General features: G+C 63.5%; 22 protein-coding genes. 13 read left to right on the forward strand and 9 right to left on the reverse strand.

The window, feature by feature from the left end:
- Window positions 1-10: 10 nt before the first annotated feature.
- From glcE to AC56KZ_RS14875, 5 genes are all read left to right on the forward strand, one after another.
- The gene (gene glcE / locus AC56KZ_RS14855; RefSeq protein ID WP_497162951.1) at window positions 11-1054 is read left to right on the forward strand and encodes a glycolate oxidase subunit GlcE; all 1044 of its coding nucleotides are present in this window, start codon (window positions 11-13) and stop codon (window positions 1052-1054) included.
- A gap of 1 nt (window position 1055) precedes the next feature.
- Window positions 1056-2294: a glycolate oxidase subunit GlcF gene (glcF, locus tag AC56KZ_RS14860; protein WP_497162952.1), complete on the forward strand. Its 1239-nt coding sequence runs from the start codon at window positions 1056-1058 to the stop codon at window positions 2292-2294.
- Window positions 2295-2501: 207 nt separating this feature from the next.
- The gene (locus AC56KZ_RS14865) at window positions 2502-5282 is read left to right on the forward strand and encodes a TonB-dependent receptor plug domain-containing protein (RefSeq protein WP_497162953.1); all 2781 of its coding nucleotides are present in this window, start codon (window positions 2502-2504) and stop codon (window positions 5280-5282) included.
- Window positions 5283-5389: 107 nt separating this feature from the next.
- Window positions 5390-5704, forward strand: coding sequence for a hypothetical protein (locus tag AC56KZ_RS14870; RefSeq protein WP_497162954.1), 315 nt, complete (start codon window positions 5390-5392; stop codon window positions 5702-5704).
- Between the two features lie 138 nt (window positions 5705-5842).
- The gene (locus AC56KZ_RS14875; RefSeq protein ID WP_497162955.1) at window positions 5843-6286 is read left to right on the forward strand and encodes a hypothetical protein; all 444 of its coding nucleotides are present in this window, start codon (window positions 5843-5845) and stop codon (window positions 6284-6286) included.
- A gap of 83 nt (window positions 6287-6369) precedes the next feature.
- Here AC56KZ_RS14875 and AC56KZ_RS14880 read toward each other — a convergent pair whose 3' ends face one another.
- From AC56KZ_RS14880 to AC56KZ_RS14890, 3 genes are read right to left on the reverse strand one after another with little or no spacing between them, the layout of a single operon-like run.
- Window positions 6370-6852, reverse strand: coding sequence for a glutathione peroxidase (locus AC56KZ_RS14880; protein ID WP_497162956.1), 483 nt, complete (start codon window positions 6850-6852; stop codon window positions 6370-6372).
- Window positions 6853-6905: 53 nt separating this feature from the next.
- Window positions 6906-8042 (reverse strand): PilT/PilU family type 4a pilus ATPase, encoded by a 1137-nt coding sequence (locus tag AC56KZ_RS14885; protein ID WP_497162957.1) that lies wholly within the window; start codon window positions 8040-8042, stop codon window positions 6906-6908.
- Window positions 8043-8049: 7 nt separating this feature from the next.
- Window positions 8050-9093 carry a type IV pilus twitching motility protein PilT gene (locus AC56KZ_RS14890; RefSeq protein ID WP_497162958.1) on the reverse strand — a complete coding sequence of 348 codons (1044 nt, stop codon included), beginning with the start codon at window positions 9091-9093 and terminating at the stop codon, window positions 8050-8052.
- Between the two features lie 77 nt (window positions 9094-9170).
- Here AC56KZ_RS14890 and AC56KZ_RS14895 point away from each other — a divergent pair, with 77 nt between their 5' ends.
- Together AC56KZ_RS14895 and proC are read left to right on the forward strand one after the other, a co-directional pair.
- Window positions 9171-9881 carry a YggS family pyridoxal phosphate-dependent enzyme gene (locus tag AC56KZ_RS14895; RefSeq protein WP_497162959.1) on the forward strand — a complete coding sequence of 237 codons (711 nt, stop codon included), beginning with the start codon at window positions 9171-9173 and terminating at the stop codon, window positions 9879-9881.
- A 9-nt stretch (window positions 9882-9890) separates the two neighbouring features.
- Complete coding sequence (gene proC / locus AC56KZ_RS14900) at window positions 9891-10703, forward strand: pyrroline-5-carboxylate reductase (protein ID WP_497162960.1); 813 nt, start codon at window positions 9891-9893, stop codon at window positions 10701-10703.
- A 107-nt stretch (window positions 10704-10810) separates the two neighbouring features.
- On the opposite strand, the gene AC56KZ_RS14905 is transcribed toward proC, so the two are convergent.
- The 3 genes from AC56KZ_RS14905 to AC56KZ_RS14915 all read right to left on the reverse strand — a co-directional run bounded on the left by AC56KZ_RS14905 (window position 10811) and on the right by AC56KZ_RS14915 (window position 13057).
- Complete coding sequence (locus AC56KZ_RS14905) at window positions 10811-11128, reverse strand: ElaB/YgaM/YqjD family protein (RefSeq protein ID WP_497162961.1); 318 nt, start codon at window positions 11126-11128, stop codon at window positions 10811-10813.
- Between the two features lie 72 nt (window positions 11129-11200).
- The gene (ubiA, locus tag AC56KZ_RS14910) at window positions 11201-12055 is read right to left on the reverse strand and encodes a 4-hydroxybenzoate octaprenyltransferase (RefSeq protein ID WP_497162962.1); all 855 of its coding nucleotides are present in this window, start codon (window positions 12053-12055) and stop codon (window positions 11201-11203) included.
- A gap of 60 nt (window positions 12056-12115) precedes the next feature.
- On the reverse strand, window positions 12116-13057 hold the full coding sequence (locus tag AC56KZ_RS14915; protein WP_497162963.1) for a hydrogen peroxide-inducible genes activator: 942 nt from the start codon (window positions 13055-13057) through the stop codon (window positions 12116-12118).
- Between the two features lie 163 nt (window positions 13058-13220).
- Between AC56KZ_RS14915 and AC56KZ_RS14920 the strand changes: the two genes are divergently transcribed.
- The 3 genes from AC56KZ_RS14920 to AC56KZ_RS14930 are packed head-to-tail and all read left to right on the forward strand — an operon-like array spanning window position 13221 to window position 15681.
- Window positions 13221-14408 (forward strand): PilT/PilU family type 4a pilus ATPase, encoded by a 1188-nt coding sequence (locus tag AC56KZ_RS14920; RefSeq protein ID WP_497162964.1) that lies wholly within the window; start codon window positions 13221-13223, stop codon window positions 14406-14408.
- Between the two features lie 5 nt (window positions 14409-14413).
- Window positions 14414-14890 (forward strand): adenylyltransferase/cytidyltransferase family protein, encoded by a 477-nt coding sequence (locus tag AC56KZ_RS14925; protein WP_497162965.1) that lies wholly within the window; start codon window positions 14414-14416, stop codon window positions 14888-14890.
- 41 nt (window positions 14891-14931) lie between these two features.
- Window positions 14932-15681 carry an alpha/beta hydrolase gene (locus AC56KZ_RS14930; protein ID WP_497162966.1) on the forward strand — a complete coding sequence of 250 codons (750 nt, stop codon included), beginning with the start codon at window positions 14932-14934 and terminating at the stop codon, window positions 15679-15681.
- Here AC56KZ_RS14930 and AC56KZ_RS14935 read toward each other — a convergent pair.
- The 3 genes from AC56KZ_RS14935 to AC56KZ_RS14945 form a co-directional block, all read right to left on the reverse strand.
- Window positions 15672-16571 carry a DUF4394 domain-containing protein gene (locus AC56KZ_RS14935; RefSeq protein ID WP_497162967.1) on the reverse strand — a complete coding sequence of 300 codons (900 nt, stop codon included), beginning with the start codon at window positions 16569-16571 and terminating at the stop codon, window positions 15672-15674. The two genes, AC56KZ_RS14930 and AC56KZ_RS14935, sit on opposite strands and share 10 nt — an antisense overlap.
- A 211-nt stretch (window positions 16572-16782) precedes the next feature.
- Window positions 16783-17253: a tRNA (uridine(34)/cytosine(34)/5-carboxymethylaminomethyluridine(34)-2'-O)-methyltransferase TrmL gene (trmL, locus tag AC56KZ_RS14940; RefSeq protein WP_497162968.1), complete on the reverse strand. Its 471-nt coding sequence runs from the start codon at window positions 17251-17253 to the stop codon at window positions 16783-16785.
- Window positions 17254-17293: 40 nt separating this feature from the next.
- Window positions 17294-18064, reverse strand: a complete 771-nt coding sequence (locus AC56KZ_RS14945; protein WP_497162969.1) for a phosphoribosyltransferase family protein — start codon at window positions 18062-18064, stop codon at window positions 17294-17296.
- Between the two features lie 89 nt (window positions 18065-18153).
- On the opposite strand from AC56KZ_RS14945, the gene AC56KZ_RS14950 reads away from it, so the two are divergent.
- The 3 genes from AC56KZ_RS14950 to ctaD all read left to right on the forward strand — a co-directional run bounded on the left by AC56KZ_RS14950 (window position 18154) and on the right by ctaD (window position 22234).
- Complete coding sequence (locus tag AC56KZ_RS14950; protein WP_497162970.1) at window positions 18154-19038, forward strand: methyltransferase domain-containing protein; 885 nt, start codon at window positions 18154-18156, stop codon at window positions 19036-19038.
- A gap of 373 nt (window positions 19039-19411) precedes the next feature.
- Window positions 19412-20599 (forward strand): cytochrome c oxidase subunit II, encoded by a 1188-nt coding sequence (gene coxB / locus AC56KZ_RS14955; RefSeq protein ID WP_497162971.1) that lies wholly within the window; start codon window positions 19412-19414, stop codon window positions 20597-20599.
- A gap of 21 nt (window positions 20600-20620) precedes the next feature.
- The gene (gene ctaD, locus AC56KZ_RS14960) at window positions 20621-22234 is read left to right on the forward strand and encodes a cytochrome c oxidase subunit I (protein ID WP_497162972.1); all 1614 of its coding nucleotides are present in this window, start codon (window positions 20621-20623) and stop codon (window positions 22232-22234) included.
- The last annotated feature ends 91 nt before the right edge of the window (window positions 22235-22325 follow it).

A 22325-nucleotide genomic window follows, 5' to 3' on the forward strand; every position in this document is an offset into this window, starting at 1 on the left:
TGGGCCAGACATGATCGAGCAATTCAGGGACCAGGTGAGGGCGGCGGCCGCAAGCAAGACCACGCTGCGCATCCGCGGCGGCGGGACCAAGGACTGGTACGGCGGGCCGCTGGCGGGCGAGGTCCTCGACACCCGCGCGCACGCCGGCATCGTCGACTACGAGCCGACCGAACTGGTGATCACCGCGCGCTGCGGCACGCCGCTTGCCGAGATCGAAGCCGTGCTGGCCGAACGCAACCAGATGCTGGCCTTCGAGCCGCCGCATTTTGGTCACGGCGCTACCTTCGGCGGCGCCGTGGCCGCCGGCCTGTCGGGCCCGCGCCGCGCCAACAGCGGCGCCGTGCGCGACTTCGTGCTGGGCGTCCAGCTGATGGACGGGCAGGGCGAGGTGCTCGGTTTCGGCGGCCAGGTCATGAAAAACGTGGCCGGCTACGATGTCTCGCGCCTGCTGGCCGGCTCGCTCGGCACGCTCGGGCTGATGCTGGAAATGTCGGTCAAGGTATTGCCGCGTTCGTTTGCCGAGACCACGCTGCAGTTCGAGATGAGCGAGATCGAGGCGCTGCGCAAGCTGAACGAATGGGGCGGCCAGCCCTTGCCGGTCTCGGGCAGCTGCTGGTTCGACGGCGTGCTGTCGCTGCGCCTGTCGGGCGCGCGGGCGGCGGTCGATAGCGCGGTCAAGTCGCTGGGCGGGCAGGTGCTGGCCGACGCCGACGCCTTCTGGAGCGGTTTGCGCGAGCAGCGCCATGCCTTTTTCGCAGGCGAGGCGGCCTTGTGGCGCTTGTCGGTGCCGTCGACGGCGGGCGCGATCGTGCTCGGCGGCGCCCAACTGATCGAGTGGGGCGGGGCCCAGCGCTGGCTGCGCGCGGCCAGCGCCGACGCCGAGGCGATTCGCCGCACGGCGGCTGCCGCCGGCGGGCATGCCACCCTGTTTCGCGGCGGCGACAAGGCAGTCGGCGTATTCCAGCCGCTGGCGCCCGCCGTGGCGCGCATCCACACGCGCCTGAAGACGGCTTTCGATCCGTCGCAGGTTTTCAATCCCGGACGGATGGTCTGACATGCAAACCAACCTGGCAGATTTCATCAAGGGTACGCCGGACGGCGATGAAGCCGAAGCGATCCTGCGCGCCTGCGTGCACTGCGGCTTCTGCACCGCCACCTGCCCGACCTATCAACTGCTCGGCGACGAGCTCGATGGCCCGCGCGGGCGCATCTACCTGATCAAGCAGGTGCTCGAGGGCGTGGAGCCGACCCGCAAGACCCAGCTCCACCTCGACCGCTGCCTGACCTGCCGCAACTGCGAAACGACCTGCCCATCGGGCGTGAAATACGGCCGCTTGGTCGACATCGGGCGCCGCGTCGTCGAAGAGCGGGTGCCGCGGACGGCGGCGGACCGCATCAAGCGCACGACACTGAAGGAATTCCTGCCGCGCGGAGGGCTGTTCAAACCGGCCTTCCGGGTCGGCAGCGCGCTGCGTTTGGTGCTCTCGAAAGACATGCAGGAAAAGCTGCAGCCGGCGCGCGCCGCCGGCGTTTGGCCGACGCGGGCGCACGCGCGCAAGATGCTGGTGCTGGAAGGCTGCGTGCAGCCGGCCATGGGACCGAACATCAACGCCGCCACCGCACGCGTGCTCGATGCGCTCGGCGTGCAGCTGCTGCGCGCGCCAAAGGCCGGCTGCTGCGGCGCCGTGCGCTACCACCTGAACGACCAGGACGGCGGATTGGCCGACATGCGGCGCAACATCGACGCCTGGTGGCCTTACGTGGAAGAGGTGGAAGCGATCGTCATGACCGCATCCGGCTGCGGGGTCACGGTCAAGGAATACGGCCACCACCTGGCGCACGACCCGGCCTATGCGGCCAAGGCCGCGCGCATCGCGCTGCTGACGCGCGACCTGTCCGAAATCATGCCCGAGTTTGAAGAGCAGCTGGCCACTGCCCTGCGCGGCAAGATCATGAAGCGGGTCGCCTTCCATCCCCCGTGCACGCTGCAGCACGGCCAGCAAATCCGCGGCAAGGTCGAAGGCGTGCTGCGCGCTGCCGGCATCGACGTCGTGCTGTGCGCCGACAGCCACCTGTGCTGCGGCTCGGCCGGCACCTATTCGGTACTGCATCCGGAGATCGCCCATGCCCTGCGCGACCGGAAACTGGCCAGCCTGGAAGCGACCGGGGCGACCGAGATCGTCTCGGCGAACATCGGCTGCATGACGCACCTGCAGTCGGGCACCGCGACCCCGGTGACGCACTGGATCGAGCTGGTGGACCGGGCACTGGGAGGGGCAAACGAGCGAATGTAGCGAAATGTATCTGTTTCGCTACGGAATGACACAGTATTTAACGACTTCATCAATTAAACCGGGTCTCGACTTTGCGCTACGGCAAGGTTGTGGGACAGTATTTATGTGTATGTATCGCCGCGTTCCGATAGAACGCGAACCAGCGATATTGCACGTTAATAAAAATACATCTACCACCCGGGAGTCGTTGTGAAGCATAAGAGTACCTTGAAACAAAATTCCATCGCGCTGGCCCTGAGCCTGGCTTTCCCTGCCTTCGCACTGGCGCAACAGGCAGTCGTGCCGGAGACGCCGATTGCTCGCGTCGAAGTCACCGGCAGCAGCATCAAGCGCACCGAAGTGGAAGCGGCGGGCTCGGTCCAGGTCTTGAATCGTGAAGACATCGAGCGTACCGGCCAGACCACGGCTCTCGGCATCCTGACGTCCACCGCCTCGGTCGACACCAGCATCAATTCGGCCACCAACGGCGGCGGCAGCTTCGCCACCGGCGCCTCGGGCGTCTCCATGCGCGGCCTGGGCAAGGTCTCGACGCTGGTGCTGGTCAATGGCCGCCGCATCGCGCCTTACGGCCTGGCCGACGGCGCCCAGGAAAACTTCACCAACCTCGACGCCATCGCCAGCGAGGCGATCGAGCGCATCGAGATCCTGAAAGACGGCGCCTCGGCAATCTATGGCTCCGACGCCGTCGCCGGCGTGGTCAACATCATCCTGCGCAAGGATTACCAGGGTGGAAAGATCCGCGCCCATTACGCGGAATCGCATCATTTCAAGGAAAACCGCAGCCGTAACCTGTCCGGCATCTTCGGTTTCGGCGACATCGATACGAACGGCTTCAACACCTACGTCACCGCCGAAATCTACAAGCGCGACGGCTACACCACGGGCGACCTGCGCCGCCATTACCCGGCATGGCACCGCATGACCCCGGGCCGCTCGACCTGGGACGCCAAGAGCTCGTTCTCGCCGACCGGTAACTATTTCCGTAGCAGCACGAACATCAAGCCGGCGCCTGGCTGCCCGGCCGTGGATATCGATCCTGTCGACGGCCTGTGCAAATGGGACGTGCTGCCGTACACCGGCGTCACGACCAACAACGAGCGCTACGCCATCGCCAGCAACACCCATTTCCGCATCGGCTCGAGCATCGACGCCAACTTCGAAGTCACGACCGGCGGCGCGAAGAACGACTACATCGTCGCCCCATTCAACGTCAGCAACGGCGCGGCAACGAGCTCGTCCAGCATCTGGTACAACGTGCTCGACGGCAAGCTGGTCGGACCGTTTTCCTATCCACGGCTGCCGGTGGGCCACCCGAACAATCCGGATAACACGCCGATCGAGTACCGTGCGCGCATGATGGACACGGGCGACGGCTTCAACTTCAACACGACCGACTCCGACCAGTCCCGCGTCATGCTGGCCTTGACCGGCACGATCGGCAAGTACGACTGGAAATCGGCCGCCGGCTGGATGCGATCGTCGGCCACCAAGGCTACCCGCGCCGTCAGCCAGAAGGGGTATACCGACGCGATCATCAACCGCACCTACAAGTTCGGCCAGCAGAACGATCCGGCACTGCTCAACACGATGTTCCCGATCCGTACCACCGAAGGCCAGGCGGACGTCAAGTTCTTCGACGCGACCATTTCGGGCGCCGTCATGCAACTGCCTGCCGGTCCCCTGAATGTGGCAGTGGGCACCGACATCCGCAGCAACGGCTACTGGATGAAGAGCTCGGAAAACGTGCTGCGCGGCGAGCTGGTCGGCATTTTCGGCCTGCAAGTCGACGACCGTGTCATGCAGTACGCGGTGTTCACCGAAGCGGTTGCTCCAGTGACCAAGCGTATCGAAGTGTCCGCCGCCCTGCGTGCCGACAAGACCGCCGGTTTCGAGTCCAACCTGTCGCCGAAACTGGGCGTGCGTTACACCGTGACGGACAACCTGCTGCTGCGCGCCACGGCGTCGGGCGGTTTCCGCGCGCCGAACATCGTCGAGTCCGGTAACGGCCTGGGCCGCAGCTCGGTCGCCACCAGCGTCGTCGATCCGCGCCGCTGCCCGACCGCCAACACGCTCAACGCCCTGGTGCAAGGCGCCGCCGGCGCAACCACCGCCGACAAGGCGCAGGCGAACGCCTTCCGCAGCGCCGAATGCCTGGCCGGCTTGCCAAGCTTCGTGTCGTCGAACCCGAACCTGGAGCCGGAAACCTCGCGCTCGCTGACCGCAGGCCTGGTGTTCCAGCCAATCAAGAACTGGTCGATGGCGCTTGATTACTACTTCATCGAGCGCGAGAACGAGATCGGCTCCCGTGCCGTGACCGACATCCTGCGCGGCGAAGCCAACCTGCCGGCCGGCCAGCTGATTCGTGTTGACAACACTGCCAACGACAACGAATTCCTGTCGCTGGTGCGCAAATATGCGCCCAACAACACCGTCAACTACGGTGGCGTCGGCAAGCTGGGCCTGATCTACAACCCGTACGTCAACAGCGGCAAGACGCGCGTGTCGGGCCTCGACTTCGATGCATCGGGCCGCTTCAAGCTGCTGGGCAACGACGTCCGCGTGAAACTCGACGGCACCTACGTGCTGAAGTACCAGAGCTTCAGCGTGGCTGACAATGCCTACGAGCCAAATGTCGTCGGTACCTACGACTTCGGCTCGCGCATGCAGGCCATTGTCGGCGTGTTCGTGAAAAAAGGTGACTTCGACCACGGCGTGCGCGTGAACTATTCCAGCGGCTACACCAACAACAGCCTGTCGTCGCCAACCTACTGCGTCACGCAGAATGTAGCTGCCCAAAACCTGGCTGATTGCGAGCGTGTCGATCACAACATCACCACCAACTACAGCCTGGCCTACAGCGGCATCAAGAACGTGAAACTGAACCTGTACATCGACAACATCTTCGAACAGGAAGCGCCGATCCAGTGGCGTGATGGTTTCAGCTCGCAGTTCCGCCGCATCGGCGGCGCAGCCAGCTACAGCTTCTGATCACCAAGTAGTCAGTAGCCATCCAGAAGACCAGGCTTCGGCCTGGTCTTTTTTTATGCCCGCTCGTGATAGCATCCTTGTCCTATCGAGTTCGAGCAGGACAAGCAATGAGTTTCGTATTTCGCCTGGTGCGCGAAGAAGGCGGCGACGCACCCGCCGTCGTGTTCCAGGATTCCACCAGCCCCGGTTTCGTGCCCCTGTGGGAAGAAGTCGGCGTCTACGACGCGCTCTACAACAGCGACGGCAAGATCGCGCGCGAGGTCTCGCGCCGCATCGCCTATGGCCTGGATCGCATCAGCGCCGAGGCCGCGCTGGCACGCCTGCTACCGCCTTTCCTGTCGCAGGGCGAAGCGATCCGCTTCCTGGAAAACGTGAATCGCGCCTGTGTCGTCCACGGCACGGCGCAAGTCGAAACGCGCTGAGTGCACGTAACTGTAAGCAATTGCCACTATTGTAAGAATTTGTTAAATCGGTCAACGCAAGCCGCCTCAGCTTCGTTAACGGTCGAGTAGCATGTGCATACGTGCGCTAACACGACAATTAAACCGAGGAGCCACAACATGAAAAAAATTATCGCCACCCTGATCGCCGGCCTGTTCGCTACCACCGCCTTTGCACAAGTTCCGGACAAGGTCGTCTCGAAAACCACCGTCGAGACCAAGGATTCGAAGACCGGCGCGCTGGTCGACACCAAGGCTGCCCAGGCTGACCTGAAAGGCACCACCATGGATGCCCAGAAAGCGGCAACGACCACCACCAAGAGCAAAGTGGTCACCAAGGTAGACGCCAAGGACAGCAAATCGGCGGCCGCCATGAAAGCCGATGCCAAGGCAGCCAAGGCTTCGGCCAAGGCCGACATGAAGGACGCCAAGGCCGAAGTCAAGGCGGACATGAAGGATGCTAAGGCAACGACCGACGCCCATGCCAACCATGGCGCGAACGTCTCGGCTGAAGCCCACGCCAACCATGGCGCGGACGTCTCGGCCACGGCCAAGACCAAGTAAGCATCCATCCAGGCAGCATCAGGCAGGAACGAAGCCCGCGCAGACGCGGGCTTTTTTTCGCCTGCCGCTGTTGCGCTAGCCCTTCAAGAGGCGAGCAATTGCTCGATGTCGTCGACGATGTCTTCCGGCTCCGTCTGCGGCGCATAGCGATTCACCACCTGTCCGTCGCGGTTGACGAGGAACTTGGTGAAATTCCACTTGATGAGCTGGGTGCCGAGCACGCCCGGCGCTGCGCTTTTCAGGTGCCGGAAGAGGGGATGGGCCTGGCGGCCGTTGACGTCGATCCTGGCAAACATCGGAAAGCCGACGCCGTAGTTGCGCCGGCAGAAGGCGTCGATGCCGGCTTCGTCGAGGGGCTCCTGGCCACGGAACTGGTTGCAGGGGAAGCCAAGCACCGTGACGCCACATTCCTCGAACCGGCGGTGGATCGCCTCCAGGCCGGAAAACTGGGACGTGAACTTGCAGGCGGTAGCCGTGTTGACGATCAGGAGCACCCGGCCGCGGTAGCGCGACAGGTCGATGGGAGTGCCATCGAGGGCAGTTGCTGCGAAGTCGAAAACGTTCATGTCCGGATGATACCAAAATTGCAAGCATCATCCGACCATCGTTTAGACCGGGTTCAAAGCAGCCCGAGGTGCTCGGTGCCGCTGTTGAAATCGCGGTCCTTCGCGTTCTTGCTGTTGAGCTTGATGTTGAGGCGCAGGTCGTTCACCGAGTCGGCATTGCGCAGCGCGTCTTCGTAGGAGATCTTGTCCGCCTCGTACAGGTCGAACAGGGCCTGGTCGAAGGTCTGCATGCCCAGCTCGCGCGACTTCTTCATGATTTCCTTGATCTCGTGGACTTCGCCCTTGAAGACGAGGTCCGAAATCAGCGGCGAATTGAGCATGATTTCCATCGCCACCACGCGGCCCTTGTCTTCCTTTTTCGGGATCAGGCGCTGCGACACCAGGCCGCGCAGATTCAGCGACAAATCCATCAATAGCTGCTGGCGGCGCTCTTCGGGGAAGAAGTTGATGATGCGGTCGAGGGCCTGATTGGCGCTGTTGGCGTGCAGCGTGGCCAGGCACAGGTGGCCGGTTTCGGCAAAGGCGATCGCGTGTTCCATCGTTTCGCGGTCGCGGATCTCGCCGATCTGGATCACGTCCGGCGCCTGGCGCAGGGAGTTCTTCAGGGCCGCCTCGAAACTGTCGGTGTCGACGCCGACTTCGCGCTGCGTGATCACACAGTTCTTGTGCGGGTGGACGAATTCGACCGGGTCCTCGATCGTGATGATGTGGCCGAAGCTGTGTTCATTGCGGTAGCCAACCATGGCCGCCAGCGTCGTCGATTTGCCGGAACCGGTCGCGCCGACCATGATCACCAGGCCGCGCTTGGACATGATCACGTCTTTCAGCACGTGCGGCAGGTCCAGGTCCTCGAACTTCGGGATCTTGGTCGTGATCGTGCGCAGCACCATGCCGACGTTACTCATCTGCACAAAAGCCGACACCCGGAAGCGCCCCAGGTCGCCCGGGCTGATCGCGAAGTTCGCTTCCCGGGTCAGCTCGAAACCGGCGGTCTGCTTGTCGTTCATGATCGAGCGCGCCAAATCGGCCGTGTGGGCGGCGGTGAGCGGCTGGTTCGAGACCGGCGTCATCTTGCCGTCGATCTTGACCGCCGGCGGGAAGCCGGCCGTGATGAAGAGGTCCGAACCGCCCTTGCTGACCATCAGGCGCAGCAGGTCGAACATGAATTTGGATGCCTGGTCGCGTTCCATGATGTTCTTAGCCTGGGAAGTTTTCGGGGATTTTGGCGGCCGAACGGGCGGCGGCGCTGGAAATCACGTTGCGGCGCACCAGGTCGGTCAGGTTCTGGTCGAGCGTCTGCATGCCGACGTTGCTGCCGGTCTGGATCGACGAATACATCTGGGCGATCTTCGCTTCGCGGATCAGGTTGCGGATCGCCGGCGTGCCGATCATGATCTCGTGCGCCGCCACGCGGCCCGAGCCGTCCTTGGTTTTCAGCAGAGTCTGCGAAATCACGGCCTGCAGCGACTCCGACAGCATCGCCCGCACCATCTCCTTTTCTTCGGCCGGGAACACGTCGACGATACGGTCGATGGTCTTCGCCGCCGACGAGGTGTGCAGGGTGCCGAACACGAGGTGGCCGGTTTCAGCGGCGGACAGGGCCAGGCGGATGGTTTCCAGGTCGCGCAGCTCGCCGACCAGGATCGCATCCGGGTCTTCGCGCAGCGCCGAGCGCAGCGAATTGGCAAATGACAGGGTGTGCGGGCCGACTTCGCGCTGGTTGATCAGGCATTTCTTCGACTCGTGCACGAACTCGATCGGGTCCTCGATCGTCAGGATGTGGCCGTATTCGGTCTCGTTCAGGTGGTTCACCATTGCCGCCAGCGTGGTCGACTTGCCGGAGCCGGTGGGGCCGGTCACCAGCACCAGGCCGCGTGGTTTCAAGGCCAGGTCGCCGAAGATCTTCGGGGCGTTGAGTTCTTCCAGCGACAGGATTTTCGACGGGATGGTCCGCAGCACGGCGGCCGCGCCGCGTTCCTGGTTGAAGGCATTCACGCGGAAACGCGCGAGGCCCGGAATGGCGAAGGAGAAGTCGATCTCGAGCATCTCTTCGTACTGTTTGCGCTGGCCGTCGTTCATGATGTCATAGATCATGGCGTGCACGTCCTTGTGCTCGAGCGGCGGCAGGTTGATGCGGCGTACGTCGCCATGGACCCGGATCATCGGCGGCAGGCCGGCCGAGAGGTGCAGGTCCGACGCCTTGTTCTTCACTGAGAAGGCCAATAATTCTGAGATGTCCATCTATAATCCCTAATCCAGGATGGGCGTTTCCGGCATGCGCGCTGGCATCTTTCCGAATATTTCCCAAGAAAAACATTATGTCCACAATCGCTGCTAACTTGCAAGCTGTCGAAGCGACAATTACTGCTGCGGTAGAGGCCGCCGGCAGGCCCCGTTCGACGGTCCAGTTGCTTGCCGTGTCGAAGACCTTCCCGGCGGAAGCGGTGCTGGAGGCGATGGCTGCCGGCCAGCGCGCCTTTGGCGAAAACTATTTGCAGGAAGGCGTCGAAAAAATCGCCGCCGTGGCGCGCGCGCAACCGGCGCCGCCGGGCGAGCCGGTCGAATGGCATTTCATCGGTCCGATCCAGAGCAACAAGACGCGTCCGATCGCGACCGGCTTCGCCTGGGTGCACACGGTCGAGCGCCTGAAAATCGCGCAGCGCCTGTCCGAGCAGCGCCCGCCCGAGATGGGGGCGCTGAATATCTGCCTGCAGGTCAACATCAGCGGCGAAGCCACCAAGAGCGGCGCCACCGCCGCCGAACTGCCCGAACTTGCGCGCCAGGTGGCTTTGCTGCCGAACCTGCGCCTGCGCGGGCTGATGGCCATTCCCGAAGCGCAAACCGACCCGGCCCTGCAGCGCGCCGCTTTTGCAAAGCTGCGCCGGATGGCGGACGAGCTGCGTGCCGGCGGCCTGTCCATCGACACGCTGTCGATGGGGATGTCGGGCGACATGGCGGCGGCGATTGCCGAAGGCGCGACCATCGTGCGCGTGGGCAGCGCCATTTTCGGCCATCGCAACTACGACTAGGACGACCCAATGAAGATCGCATTCATCGGCGGCGGCAACATGGCCACCGCCTTGATCGCCGGATTGAGCACGCAGGCCGGCGCCGGGCACCGCTTCCACGTGGTGGACCCGAACGCGGACGCCCTGGCACGCCTGGCCGCCGAGCATGGCGTGAGCACCGCAACGGCCATCGATGACCAGCTCGCCGGCGTCGACGTCATCGTGCTGGCCGTCAAACCGCAGCAGATGCGCGAGGTCGCGGCCACGCTGGCGCCGCACCTCGGTCAGCAGCTAGTGCTGTCGATCGCGGCGGGCATCCGCGGCGCCGACCTGTCGCGCTGGCTCGGCGGTCACAAAGCCATCGTGCGGACCATGCCGAACACCCCGGCGCTGATCCGGCAGGGCATCACGGGCATGGTGGCGCTGCCGGGCGTCAACGAGGCCCAGCGCGCGGCGGCAGACAGCATATTGCGCGCGGTCGGGCAAACCGTTTGGCTGGACGACGAAGCACTCATCGACCCGGTGACGGCGGTTTCCGGCAGCGGCCCGGCCTATGTGTTCTATTTTTTGGAAGCGATGCAGGCGGCGGCGCTCGAGATGGGCCTGAGCGCCGAGCAGGGCAGGCAGCTGGCACTCGCCACTTTTGCCGGCGCGACCCAGCTGGCGGCCGAGTCGGACGAGCCGCTCGACGTGCTGCGCCAGCGCGTGACCTCGAAAGGCGGCACGACGCATGCGGCGATCAGCAGCATGGAGGATTCGGGGGTCAAAGAGGCGATTGTCGCGGCCTTGAAAGCCGCGGCTGCGCGCGGGCGCGCATTAGGGGACGAACTAGGGGCGGCCTAGGGTGGGCGGCTCCGCCGCTCACGCGTTCAACGACCGCAAGAGCAGGCGAGCAGGTATTCCAGACGTGGTTTGAACGCGTGAGCGGCATAGCCGCCCACCCTACAGCATCAACGACGGGTATTGATCAGCAAGCCCAGTACCACACCGACGGCGGCGCCAATGCCGACCGCTTTCCACGGGTTTTCCTTGACGTACACGTCGGTCGCCTTGGCGGCGGCCTTCGATTTTTCCACGACTTCCAGGTTGGTCAGGCCTTCTTTGGCGGTCGTGATGGCGCTCTCGAACTTGGCCTTGGCGGCATCGAGCTGCTCGCCGGTCAGCGATCCGCCATGGCGCAGCCAGGCTTCAGCGTCGTGAAGCACGGTTTTCAGGTCGGTCAGCAGTTGATCGCGGGCGCCGGTCTGGGTCGGGATTTTTTCCATCATGGGAGGACCTCTTTCTTTGAAAAATAGGCCGCCATCTTGTGGACGGCGACGGTACATGCAATTCGGACAATATTATCCTAATGCATAGTCTAACGCGACACCCATGAATAGTGCCGCACCTAACCAATTGTTGTGACGGAATGCGGCAAAGCAGCGCATCCGGTCCCGCTCGCGAATCAGGGTGTAGTGATACAAGGCGATCGCCGCGGCAACGAGCACGCCGCCGACGAACCACCAGCGCAGGCCCAGCAGCCAGCCGCACACCAGGTTGATCACCAGGGCCAGGCCATAGCACAGCATCACCGCGGCCACGTCGAAGCGTCCGAAGGTGATGGCCGAGGTGCGGATGCCGATTTTCAGGTCGTCGTCGCGGTCCACCATCGCATATTCGGTATCGTAGGCCACGGCCCAGAACACATTCGCCGCCAGCAGCCACCAGGCAATGGCGGGAACCGCGTTCTGGATGGCGGCGAAGGCCATCGGGATGCCGAAGCCGAAGGCGATGCCGAGATAGGCCTGCGGAATGGCGAAGAAACGCTTGAAATAGGGGTAGCTGCCGGCGATGATCACGGCCAGCACGGACAACTGTTTGGTCAAGGTATTGAGCGACAGGATCAGCAGGAAGGACAGGATCGCCAGCACGGCGGCCACCATCAGCGCTTCCCAGCCCTTGATGCGCCCGCTGGTGAGGGGGCGGTCGACGGTGCGCTTGACGTGGCGGTCGAAGTCGCGGTCGGCGTAGTCGTTGATGGCGCAGCCGCTTGATCGCATCAGCGCGGTGCCGAGCACGAAGATCGCGACGATCATCGGGTCGGGCCTGCCGTCGGACGCCATCCACAGCGCCCACAGGGTCGGCCACAGCAGGAGAAGAATGCCGATCGGCTTGTCAGCACGGATCAGCCGGAAGTACAGCGCCAGCTTGTTCATGATTCGCTTCTTGTCGCGCAAGAATATTGTGTACAAGACAGCGATTTTAGCAGCCGAACGTCAGGCCGCCTGCTCCAGCGCCAGCATCTCCACCCCTGGCAGGGCGCATTGCGCCACCGCATTGCACACCGCCTCGATCGCTGCGCGCCGCGTAAAACTCTTGCGCCACACCATCACCACGCGCCGCGAGGGCGCCGGGCTCGAGAAGGGCACGAAGGAGAGCATCCCGTTCGGGTCTTCCATGTCGCGCACCGAGGCGCGCGGCAGCACGGTAATGCCGATGCCGCTGGCGACCATGTGGCGGATCGTTTCCAGCGAGGAGCCCTCGAAGGTGCGCTGCATGCCATTGCCAGGGGAGGCGAAACGCGCCATTTCCGGGCAGACTTCCAGCACCTGGTCGCGGAAGCAGTGGCCGCTGCCGAGCAGCAGCATGGTTTCCGCTTTCAGGTCGTCGGCAGGCATGTCGCGGCGTCCGGCCCAGGGATGGGCTTTCGGCACCGCCACCACGAAAGGCTCGTCGTACAGCGTCTGCATCAGCATGCCGTGGTCCGGCAGCGGCAAGGCCATGATGGCGGCGTCGAGTTCGCCCTGGCGCAGCAGTTCCAGCAATTTGACGGTGAAATTTTCCTGCAACACGAGCGGCATCTGCGGCACATTGTCGATCAGGTTTTTCACCAGCGGCGGCAGCAAATAAGGGCCGATGGTGTAGATCACGCCCAGGCGCAGCGGCCCTGCCAGCGGGTCCTTGTTCTGCTTGGCCAGTTCCTTGATCGCGGCAGTCTGTTCCAGCACGCGCTCGGCCTGCGCCACGATCTGCGCCCCGATCGGCGTGACCGACACTTCCGATCCACCGCGCTCGAACAGCGTCACACCGAGCTCGTCCTCCAATTTCTTGATCGCGACCGACAGCGTGGGTTGGGCGACAAAACACGATTCGGCGGCGTGCCCGAAGTGTCTGGCGCGGGCGACGGCGACGATGTATTTCAGCTCGGTGAGGGTCATGGAAGGTTGGTCAGTTCAATTGCAAAGGGTGCAATGTCCAGATAAATAAGCTACTGCCACGCTCCCGGCAGGTACCGCCGAGAAAATGTATTTTACCGGGAATCGAACCGATATAATTGCCGGGCGAGCGGATATCGTCGCGCACCATCCAGAAAGGCAATCCATGTCCACTTCCTTTGGCCCGGCCGAGGCCCTCGCCTATATCCAGAAGCTGCTGGTCGTCATGCACCAGCAGGGCGGTTCCGACCTCTTCATTTCCGCCGACTTCCCGCCGAGCATGAAGCACCAGGGCGCCATGAAGCCGATGAGCCAGCAACGGCTGACCGGCGAAGTCACCCGCGCCTTGGCCATGTCGCTGATGAACGAGCGCCAGCGCGCCGAGTTCGAAGCCGAAATGGAGTGCAATTTCGCCATTTCACTGCCAAACGTCTGCCGCTTCCGCGTCAACGTCTTCGTACAGCAGCAAAGCGTGAGCATGGTGGTGCGAACGATCGCTTCGGAAATCCCGAATTTCGAAAAACTCGAGCTGCCCGAGGTACTCAAGGACGTCGTCATGACCAAGCGCGGCCTGGTGCTGGTGGTCGGCGGCACTGGTTCCGGCAAGTCGACCACGCTGGCCGCGATGATCGACTACCGCAACAGCCAGTCGGCCGGCCACATCATCACGGTCGAAGACCCGGTCGAGTACGTCCACAAGAACAAGAGCTGCCTGGTGACGCACCGCGAAGTCGGTGTCGATACCCATTCCTGGCACAACGCCCTGAAAAACACGTTGCGCCAGGCGCCGGACGTGATCCTGATCGGCGAAATCCGCGACACCGAAACGATGGAACACGCGATCGCCTTTGCCGAGACCGGCCACCTGTGCCTGGGCACGCTGCACGCGAACAACGCCAACCAGACGATGGACCGGATCATCAATTTCTTCCCGGAAGAGCGCCGCAACCAGCTGCTGATGGATTTGTCCACCAACCTGCGCGCGATCGTCTCGCAGCGCCTGATCCGCACCGAAGACGGCAAGGGCCGCAAGGCGGCAATCGAAATCCTGCTCAATACCCCGACCATCGCCGAGATGATCCTGAAAGGGAATTTCCAGAGCATCAAGGAGATCATGCACAAGTCGCGCGAGCTGGGCATGTGCACCTTCGACCAGGCCTTGTACGAGCTGTATAACAAGGGTTATATCGCTTACGACGAAGCGATCCGCAATGCCGACTCGGCCAACGGCCTGCGCCTGCAGATCAAGCTCTCGGGCGAGCGGCGCGAGGCGGACGAGGGCGGCGGCGGCAAGGCCGCTTCGCTGTCGATGATGCTCGAGGAAGAACCGGAAGACCCCGCAACGCCCCAATAGACACCATGCCAAACTTTGAAAACAAACTTTGCTCGCGCGCCGAACTCCGGGCGCGCGTCGCCGCCCTCCCGAAACCGGTCGTGCTGACCAACGGCGTCTTCGACATCCTGCACCGCGGCCACGTCACCTACCTGGCGCAGGCGCGCGAACTGGGCGCCTCGCTGGTGGTGGCGGCGAACACCGACGCCTCCGTCAAACGCCTCGGCAAGGGCGAAGACCGGCCCCTGAACACGCTGGTCGACCGCATGGCGGTGCTGGCGGCGCTCGAATCGGTGAGCCTGGTGGTGGAATTCGACGAGGACACGGCGCTGGAAACGGTGCTCGAAGCGCGGCCCGAGATCTACGCCAAGGGCGGCGACTACCAGATGGATGCGATTCCGGAAGGGCAGGCGGTGCTGGCCTATGGCGGGCAGGCGGTGGCCATCGATTTCGAGCACGACCGCTCGACGACCAAGCTGCTGACCAAAGTGCGCGCCGGCTGAACCGGTTTTTTTTAGGCAGGCTAATGCAGAAGGCGCTCGCCATGATCCTCCTGAGCGCGATTGCCGCTTACGCGGCTGCCTGCCTCGCCCTGTTTGCCTTCCAGCGTTCGCTGATCTATTTTCCTCCGGCGATCCCTTCCGTGCCGGCGCCGCACACGTCGATGCTGGCGGTGCCGGGTGCGCTCGTAAAAGTGTCCGAGCGGCCGCGCCAGGGACGGAAAGCCCTCATTTATTTCGGTGGGAACGCCGAAGACGTATCAGCCAGCCTGCCGCTGCTGGACGGCGCCTTTCCCGACCACGCCCTGTATCTCATGCATTACCGGGGCTACCTCGGCAGTTCGGGTAAACCGACCGAACAGGCGCTGGTGTCCGATGCGCTGGCGCTGTTCGACCGGGTGCGTGCCCAGCACAGTGAGATCGTGGTGCTTGGCCGCAGCCTGGGCAGCGGCGTCGCGGTGCAGTTGGCCAGCCAGCGTCCGGTCAACAAGCTGGTGCTGGTGACGCCGTTCGACAGCCTCGGCGCGATCGCCGCCGGGCAGTTCCCGGTGTTCCCGGTGCGCTGGCTGCTCAGGGACCGCTATGACTCGGGCAGCTACGCCGCAGGAATCAAGGCGCCCACGTTGATCCTCGCGGCCGGACAGGACGAAGTCATCCCGGCGCAGAGTACCGAATTGCTGTTCTCGCGCTTTGCAAAAGGGGTGGCAAGGATGCAGGTGATCGAGGAGGAAGGGCATAACTCGATCTCCGGCAACCCTGCCTATGTTTCCATGCTCCGCCAGGATCAACGCTGATTCAAGGGAATGGCAATGCCGACGACCTGATACTGGCCCGGAAAGCGGCCTCGCAAGCTGGCCTTACCTGTGGGCAGGCTGATGCTGTACAGGTTGTTCGCCCCAGCGACGGTCTGCAGGGATGCCAGGCCTTGGACTCCGACAGTCACCCCGGAACGGATCGTGCTGTAAATATCGAAACCGACTGCGGGCCCGGCATCGACAGTGAGCTTGCCGGTGGCGGCAAGCGTGCCGTCGTTCGGTGGCGATTGCAGCGCGATCTGGTCGAGCGCGGAATCGAGTGCGTACAGCGTCGTGGCAGTGTCGGGGGAAAGGTCGTTGTTCGTGTAGGCCGACCCGGTAACGAAGGTCGCTGCCGGACCCACGCCATTCACACTGGCTGGATAGTCCAGCGGATCGTCCACGATCGTCACCCCACCTGCGTTGACGTTATGCCGGAGATTCTGCCCGGTATCGCTGACGATGCGCAACCGGTCGGCCGCGGGATTGAAGTCCACACCAAATGCGTTGCCTTCGAGGGCTACCGAGACCTGGTTCACCCTGGTGGCCATGGCAGTGCGCAGGTCGAGCTTGTAGACACCGCCGCTGCGGCTGACGCCATACAGCTGCTGGTCCTGGACCCGATAATCGATGCCGACCAGTACATCGCCCCGCATCAGGCCGTTGATGGCCCCGATGCTGCGGGCGGCGCCCGGCCGGTATTCATTGAAGCAGACGAGCTGCATGTCGCTCGTCAGGCCGACGACCCACAAGGGACCGAAGCGGCCGCGCTTGTCTGGATTTTCACAAGCAGAACCCGCGCGGCTGCTGGTATAGGTTTCTGCGGACATGGCTGGCAGGGACGCGGCGGCAAGGCTTGCGGCGACTGCGATAGTGGCGATCTTTTTCACAATACTTCTCCCGGAAAAATGCCGCATCGGATAACGAGGCGGCGCTACTTCTATGTGAAGCGAAGGAAAATGTTGCCACGTGATTGAGAGCGTCCGCGCAGCAACACCATGGTCGAATCCGGGTGGATCCGATAGGGTGACTACGCGGTGTGCCGGGGGATGGATGCAGCCAGCTACAAATATAATTTAAACAATGTTTCGACGTTCATTGCTACGAACCGCCCGCGTAGCCATTCTGGCGCCAGGCCTCGTACACGACCACCGCCACCGTATTCGACAGGTTCAGGCTGCGGTTGTCCGGCATCATCGGCAGGCGGATGCGCTGGGAGGGCGGGAAGCTTTCGCGCAGGGCGGGGTCGAGCCCGCGCGACTCGGGGCCAAACACGAAGACGTCGCCCGGTTTGAAGGCGGCATCGGCGAAGGGAGCCGAACCGTGGGTTGTGAGGGCGAACATGCGCGCCGGGTCGGGTTTGGTGTCAGTTAAAAACGCGTCCCAGTTCTTGTGCACTTTCATGGTCGCGTAATCGTGGTAGTCCAGCCCGGCGCGGCGCATCTTGGCGTCGTCCAGCGGGAAGCCGAGCGGCTCGATCAGGTGCAGCTGCACGCCGGTGTTGGCGCACAGGCGGATGACATTGCCCGTGTTGGGCGGGATTTCGGGTTCGACCAGGACGACGTGAAACAAATAATTCTCCTCAATAATTAAAACGCTGCATCAGGGTGCGTCAAGACGGAAGCGTCCTGGCAAACACCAGGTTCGAGACGCGCGCCGCGCCGGCCGCCTTCAGCGTGGCGGCCAGTTCGTTCAGCGTATGCCCGCTGGTCATGACGTCGTCGACGACGCCGACATGGCGGCCGTACACGAGGTGCGCCATGTCCGGCGCCACCGCGAAGGCGCCGCGGATGTTCCGGGCGCGCTCGCGTGGCGACACGCCGGACTGGGCCACCGTGTCGACGACGCGTGTCGCCAGCCGCGGCTGCAGTTCGATACCCGCCGCGCTTGCCAGCGGCCGGGCGATCTCGAGCGCCTGGTTGAAGCCGCGTTCGGCGAGGCGGCGCCGCCCCAGCGGCACCGGGCACAGCACCTCGGGCAGCGTCATTCCGGCTTGCGCCAGCACGGCGTCGCGCAGCAGTTCGCCGAACCAGGGCGCCAGCGGCAACTGGGCGCCGAATTTCAGGCCGAGCACCAGGGCGTCGAGCGGCGCCACGTAATCGACGGCGGCAATGGTGGCGTCGTAGGCGGGCGGATCGGCCAGGCAGGCGCCGCAACGCTGTCCCGCGCCGGCGCCGGGCGCCAGTGGATTGGCGCAACAGGGACAGCGCGCTCCGCCCGGGGCGGCGTAACGCAACCTGCAATGGCCGCAGACGACCTTGGGCGCGAGCTCGCCGCACAGCGCGCAGGAGCAGGGCAGCAAGGCGTGGATCAGCCCCCTCATGGAGCTGCGGCGCAAGCCAGGCAGCCAGCCGATCGTCCATCCTTCCAGGTGCCCGGCCATCGGCTCGCATCCCCACAAACATGTACACTCCCGCCATTATCTCATTTGAACGCAACAGAACCATGGCTTCTCCCCCGTCCCAAACGAAAATGAGCGCGCCGATTGACGGGCAGCGCGTGCGTGCGCTGTTTGCGGAACCAGCTCGCGTGGGCGCGGCGGACTTTCTGCGCCGCGAGATCGCCGAGCGCATGCACGAGCGGCTGAGCCTGGTAAAAATCGTGCCGCAGCGCGTGCTCGACGCCGGCTGCGGCTGCGGGCCCGATCTCGCCACCTTGCAGAAGAGCTATCCGGCGGCCCAGATCGTCGGGCTCGATGCCTCCGCCGCCATGCTCGCCGGCGCCAGGGCGCCGGCGCAGCGCTCGCTCGGCGGCATGCTCAGCCGCCTGATGCCGGCGAAAGCCGGGATCGATCTCGTGTGCGGCGACTTCGGCAATCTGCCTTTGGGGCCGAACTCGATCGACCTGGTGTGGTCCAACCTGGCGCTGCACTGGCATCCCCAGCCGGACCGCGTGTTCGCCGAATGGCGCCGCAGCCTGCGCGTCGATGGTTTGCTGATGTTCTCGAATTTCGGTCCCGACACCTTCAAGGAGCTGCGCGCCGCCTTCGCCGCGCTGGACGAAACGCCGCATACGCTGCCGTTCGTCGACATGCACGATTTTGGCGACCAGTTGGTGGAGGCCGGCTTTTCGACGCCGGTGATGGATGCCGAGCGCATCACCGTCACCTATGGCACGGTGGCCTCGCTGCTGGCGGATGTACGGGCGATCGGCGGCAATCCGCTGGCAACGCGCCGCCGTGGTTTGATCGGGCGGGCGGCCTGGGGGCGGATGGTCGATGCGCTCGAGGCCGGGCGCGGGGCGGACGGCAAGATCGCGTTGACCTTCGAGGTGATTTATGGACACGCATTCCGGCCGGTGCCGAAAACAACGGCGGCCGGGGAGTCGATCGTACGCTTCCAGCCGCGCAAGCCTTGAACGCCGCCTTGCAGCAACAGCAGATGCCTCCGCGCACGAAATAAGCGGGCTATTGGAACAATTTTCCTTGAATAAAAATTACCGGTTTGAGTATAATCAATGACTATTTTTTCGCCCTGTGCGCTCAAAACGCCAAGAACCAGGCGAAAGGGTTGAGAAAATAGAAAATTGATTAATGCAGCATCAGCAAGTTTCGCGCCCGTCAGTGTGTATGCAGTTGCTGGTGGACGCCCCTGGGGTTTCACCTGCTCGCGCGTCCGCACGCCGCGCCGTCGGGAGCCAGGCTTGCACTGGCTTCGGAGCGGCGGCGGTTCGATCATGGAATTGCTGACCGTTTAAAAATATTCTTATATTTGGTGGTTGGGGACAATTCATGACATATGCAAAGCGACTTCACGCCTTGATGCTCGGCCTGGCGGCATCGGCCGCCATTCCGGCACTGGCAGCTCCGGAAATCACGGGCCGGCCGCTGGAACACCAGTTGAACATGCAGACTCCGGTCACTGCGATCGGCGCGGAGATCTACAGCATGCACAACTGGCTGATGATCGTCTGCCTCATCATCTTCGTCGCCGTCTTCGGCGTCATGTTCTATTCGGTGTTCAAGCACCGCAAATCGCTCGGCCACAAGCCCGCCACCTTCCACGAATCGACTGCCGTCGAAATCGCCTGGACCATCGTGCCTTTCCTGATCGTCATCGGCATGGCCCTGCCGGCCACCAAGACCGTCATTGCACTGAAAGACACCTCGAGCGCCGACATCACCATCAAGGCGACCGGCATGCAGTGGAAGTGGGGTTACGACTACCTCAACGGCGAAGGCCAGGGCATCAGCTTCCTGTCGAACCTGGCAACGCCCCGTTCCCAGGTCGGCGAGCCGGGCATCGCGGCCACCGAGGCGCGCGGCGAAAACTACCTGCTCGAAGTCGACAACGAAATGGTGGTCCCGGTCGGCAAGAAGATCCGCATGGTGTTTACCGCCAACGACGTGATCCACGCCTGGACCATTCCGGCCTTCGCCATCAAGCAGGATGCGATCCCCGGTTTCGTGCGCGACGGCTGGTTCAAGGCCGAAAAGATCGGCACCTACCGCGGCAATTGCGTCGAGCTGTGCGGCAAGGAGCACGCCTTCATGCCGATCGTGGTGCGCGTTGTCTCGGCCGAGGATTACAGCGCCTGGGTCGCTGGCGAGCAGAAAAAGATGGCCGCGCTGGCGGACGACCCGAACAAGGTCTGGACCATCGACGAACTGAAGGTCAAAGGCGAGCAGGTCTACGCCGCCAACTGCGTGGCCTGCCACCAGGCCAACGGCAAGGGCGTGCCGAACGCCTTCGCACCGCTCGACGGTTCGGAAGTCGTGCTCGGCCCGAAAGCGCCGCAGATCGACGTGCTGCTCAATGGCCAGGACACGCCGCGCTACGCCTCGGCCATGCCGGGCTGGAAGCAGCTGTCGGACACCGAAATCGCCGCCGTCATCACTTATACCCGCAACTCCTGGAGCAACAAGGCTGCGGAAAATATCGTTCAACCAGCTGAGATTCTGGCTGCGCGTAGCAAGTAATCAGTTCCCAGGGATATCGACATGACTACCAGCACTATCGACCACGCGCACGACGACCATCACGGCCACGGTCATGACCATGATCACGCGCACGAAATGCCTACCGGCTATCGCCGTTGGCTGTTCGCCACCAACCACAAGGACATCGGTACCTTGTACCTGTGGTTCTCGTTCATCATGCTGCTTTCGGGCGGCGTGCTGGCGCTGATGATCCGCACCGAGCTGTTCCAGCCCGGCCTGCAGTTCTTCCGTCCCGAGTTCTTCAACCAGCTCACCACCATGCACGGCCTGGTGATGGTGTTCGGCGCGATCATGCCGGCCTTCGTCGGCTTCGCCAACTGGATGATCCCGCTGCAGGTGGGGGCCTCGGACATGGCGTTTGCGCGCATGAACAACTTCTCGTTCTGGCTGCTGCCGCCGGCGGCGCTGCTGCTGGCCGGTTCCTTCTTCTCGCCGGGCGGCGCCACCGCCGCCGGCTGGACCCTGTATGCGCCGCTGTCGACCCAGATGGGACCGGGCATGGACATGGCGATTTTCGCGATGCACATCATGGGCGCGTCGTCGATCATGGGTTCGATCAACATCATCGTCACCATCCTCAACATGCGCGCCCCTGGCATGACGCTGATGAAGATGCCAATGTTCTGCTGGACCTGGCTGATCACCGCCTTCCTGCTGATCGCCGTGATGCCGGTGCTCGCGGGCGCCATCACCATGACCCTGACCGACCGCCACTTCGGCACCTCGTTCTTCAACGCCGCCGGCGGCGGCGACCCGGTCATGTACCAGCACATCTTCTGGTTCTTCGGCCACCCCGAGGTCTACATCATGATTCTGCCGGCCTTCGGCATCGTCTCGCAGATCATCCCGGCCTTTGCCCGCAAGCCGCTGTTCGGCTATGCCTCGATGGTCTACGCGACCGCCTCGATCGCCGTGCTGTCCTTCATCGTCTGGGCGCACCACATGTTCACCACCGGCATGCCGGTGACCTCGCAGCTGTTCTTCATGTACGCCACCATGCTGATCGCGGTGCCGACCGGCGTGAAGGTGTTCAACTGGGTCGCCACGATGTGGAAGGGCTCGATGACCTTCGAGACCCCGATGCTGTTCGCGGTCGGCTTCATTTTCGTGTTCACGATGGGCGGCTTCACCGGCCTGATCCTGGCCGTGACCCCGGTCGACATCCAGGTGCACGACACCTATTACGTGGTGGCGCACTTCCACTACGTGCTGGTTGCCGGCTCGCTGTTCGCGCTGTTCGCCGGCTTCTACTACTGGGCGCCGAAGTGGACCGGCCACATGTATCCGGAAGGCCGCGGCAAGATCCACTTCTGGCTGTCGCTGATCACCTTCAACGTGACCTTCTTCCCGATGCACTTCCTCGGGCTGGCCGGCATGCCGCGCCGCTACGCCGACTACAACGCCGTCTTCACCGACTTCAACATGCTGGTCTCGATCGGCGCCTTCGGTTTCGGTTTGTCGCAGGTGTACTTCCTGTTCGCAGTGGTGTTCCCGACCATCCGCGGCGGCGCCAAGGCTGACGCCAAGCCATGGGAAGGCGCAGAGGGCCTGGAGTGGACCGTGCCGAGCCCGGCACCATTCCACACCTTCGAGACCCCGCCGCTGGTGAAGTAATGAACGGATCGAAGAAGGCCAGCAACAAGAAAATCGCCCTGGTGCTGTGTGTGGTCGCCGCGTTTTTCTTCGCGGCGGTCATTCTCAAGCG

It is taken from the genome of Telluria sp. LT2P34 (assembly GCF_059685915.1).

Excerpts from the sequence above, each read along its gene's own strand:
- AC56KZ_RS14925 (WP_497162965.1), top strand. The coding sequence starts at position 14,414 with ATGCCAAACTTTGAAAACAAACTTTGCTCGCGCGCCGAACTCCGGGCG.
- proC (WP_497162960.1), top strand. The coding sequence starts at position 9,891 with ATGAAGATCGCATTCATCGGCGGCGGCAACATGGCCACCGCCTTGATC.
- glcF (WP_497162952.1), top strand. The coding sequence starts at position 1,056 with ATGCAAACCAACCTGGCAGATTTCATCAAGGGTACGCCGGACGGCGAT.
- AC56KZ_RS14885 (WP_497162957.1), bottom strand. The coding sequence starts at position 8,042 with ATGGAACGCGACCAGGCATCCAAATTCATGTTCGACCTGCTGCGCCTG.
- AC56KZ_RS14920 (WP_497162964.1), top strand. The coding sequence starts at position 13,221 with ATGTCCACTTCCTTTGGCCCGGCCGAGGCCCTCGCCTATATCCAGAAG.
- AC56KZ_RS14895 (WP_497162959.1), top strand. The coding sequence starts at position 9,171 with ATGTCCACAATCGCTGCTAACTTGCAAGCTGTCGAAGCGACAATTACT.
- coxB (WP_497162971.1), top strand. The coding sequence starts at position 19,412 with ATGACATATGCAAAGCGACTTCACGCCTTGATGCTCGGCCTGGCGGCA.
- AC56KZ_RS14870 (WP_497162954.1), top strand. The coding sequence starts at position 5,390 with ATGAGTTTCGTATTTCGCCTGGTGCGCGAAGAAGGCGGCGACGCACCC.
- AC56KZ_RS14945 (WP_497162969.1), bottom strand. The coding sequence starts at position 18,064 with ATGGCCGGGCACCTGGAAGGATGGACGATCGGCTGGCTGCCTGGCTTG.
- ubiA (WP_497162962.1), bottom strand. The coding sequence starts at position 12,055 with ATGAACAAGCTGGCGCTGTACTTCCGGCTGATCCGTGCTGACAAGCCG.
- AC56KZ_RS14915 (WP_497162963.1), bottom strand. The coding sequence starts at position 13,057 with ATGACCCTCACCGAGCTGAAATACATCGTCGCCGTCGCCCGCGCCAGA.
- AC56KZ_RS14880 (WP_497162956.1), bottom strand. The coding sequence starts at position 6,852 with ATGAACGTTTTCGACTTCGCAGCAACTGCCCTCGATGGCACTCCCATC.
- glcE (WP_497162951.1), top strand. The coding sequence starts at position 11 with ATGATCGAGCAATTCAGGGACCAGGTGAGGGCGGCGGCCGCAAGCAAG.
- AC56KZ_RS14905 (WP_497162961.1), bottom strand. The coding sequence starts at position 11,128 with ATGATGGAAAAAATCCCGACCCAGACCGGCGCCCGCGATCAACTGCTG.
- AC56KZ_RS14930 (WP_497162966.1), top strand. The coding sequence starts at position 14,932 with ATGATCCTCCTGAGCGCGATTGCCGCTTACGCGGCTGCCTGCCTCGCC.
- AC56KZ_RS14875 (WP_497162955.1), top strand. The coding sequence starts at position 5,843 with ATGAAAAAAATTATCGCCACCCTGATCGCCGGCCTGTTCGCTACCACC.
- AC56KZ_RS14950 (WP_497162970.1), top strand. The coding sequence starts at position 18,154 with ATGAGCGCGCCGATTGACGGGCAGCGCGTGCGTGCGCTGTTTGCGGAA.
- AC56KZ_RS14890 (WP_497162958.1), bottom strand. The coding sequence starts at position 9,093 with ATGGACATCTCAGAATTATTGGCCTTCTCAGTGAAGAACAAGGCGTCG.
- ctaD (WP_497162972.1), top strand. The coding sequence starts at position 20,621 with ATGACTACCAGCACTATCGACCACGCGCACGACGACCATCACGGCCAC.